Source organism: Pseudoalteromonas sp. SR45-5, from assembly GCF_014163565.1.
Lineage (GTDB): Bacteria > Pseudomonadota > Gammaproteobacteria > Enterobacterales > Alteromonadaceae > Pseudoalteromonas > Pseudoalteromonas distincta.
On the sequence record NZ_JACJDN010000803.1, the window covers coordinates 1 to 1,519 of the forward strand.

General features: G+C 38.1%; 1 protein-coding gene. It reads left to right on the forward strand.

Annotated features, from left to right (window positions below):
- The first annotated feature begins 452 nt into the window (after positions 1-452).
- The gene (locus H5072_RS19195) at positions 453-1,493 is read left to right on the forward strand and encodes a Glu/Leu/Phe/Val dehydrogenase (RefSeq protein WP_002961676.1); all 1,041 of its coding nucleotides are present in this window, start codon (positions 453-455) and stop codon (positions 1,491-1,493) included.
- Positions 1,494-1,519: the final 26 nt, after the last annotated feature.

The following is a 1,519-nucleotide window of genomic DNA, read 5'->3' on the forward strand; positions in this document are numbered from 1 at the left end:
GCTTGATAGCAAGCTAAAATAACGTACGTTTTGTATTTTTAAAAAGCGAGCCTAGTGCTCGCTTTTTTGTTTTTTTAAATAGAGTTATTAGTAAGTTTACAGCTCTGACCAGTTTGCGAAAAAGCTCACTTTTTACTGAAAACCTATAGGCAGCAGTACGTGTCGGGCAAGTAGCACTTGTATATTAAACTTTACATGCAATCGCTGTGTTACGTGTACGTAAACGTAAGTTAGTGAGATTCTTATATTCATAGTATTTAAAACTTACAAATGACGATTTTGTGAATTTTTTATCTATTCAATAGTTTTAATCCGGTTATTTAATTTAAGCTTGATGTTTTCATTGGTTTTATCATCTGTGAGTATAGCGAACACGTATATGAAGTGATAAAGTCTCGGCAATTTCCAGCGCGCATACCCTCTCACGGGTTAACTATTTCGGAGTATTTTAAGTGGCTGTGTTTAATCGAGTTGAATTTGATAACCATGAACAAGTGGTTTTTTGTTCTGATGAAGAGTCGGGTTTAAAAGCAATTATTGCTGTACATAATACCAACCTAGGTCCTGCAGTTGGCGGATGTAGAATGTGGGATTATGCGAACGACGAAGATGCTGTTTATGACGTGCTACGTTTATCAAAGGGCATGACTTATAAAAATGCAGTTGCGCGCTTACCCTTTGGTGGCGGTAAATCTGTAATTATAGGTAATGCGAAAGAAATTAAATCTGAGCAATTATTTCGTGCATTTGGCCGTCAGTTAGAGCGATTAAATGGCAGCTATTACTCAGCAGAAGATGTAAACATCACATGTGCTGATGTAGCTATCATGAATAAAGAAACTAATTACGTACTGGGCCTTGAAGGTAAAAGCGGTAACCCATCGCCATTTACAGCATACGGTACTTTTTTAGGAATTAAAGCAGCGCTACAGCATCAACGTGGCCATCAAAATTTTGCAGGTGTGAAAGTGGCTGTTCAAGGTCTAGGTGCTGTTGCTTATGGTTTATGTAAACATTTACATGATGCGGGCGCTGAGTTGTTTGTAACTGATATTAACCAAGCCGCCATTGATCGTGTAGTAAGTGATTTTGGCGCAACTGCGGTTGGCATTGATGACATTTACGACTTAGATGTTGATGTTTATGCACCGTGTGCACTAGGCGCAACTATTAACGATTTAACTATACCGCGTTTAAAAGCGACTATTATTGCAGGCTGTGCTAATAATCAGCTGGCAGAATCTCGCCATGGTGAAGTTATTCGTGAAAAAGGCATTTTATATGCACCAGATTACGTAATTAACGCCGGTGGTATTATTAATGTTTATTACGAAACAGCGCCAGATGGTTACAGTGCAGCAGCGTCTAATAAACATGTTGAAGGTATTTTTAATACGTTAACTGAAATCTTTGCCCGTAGCGAAAAAGAGCAAAAATCAACGCATTTAATTGCTGACGAATTAGCGCAAGAGATCATTAAAAACGGTCTGTGATCTAAGTTCTAATTTATATAAGGGTG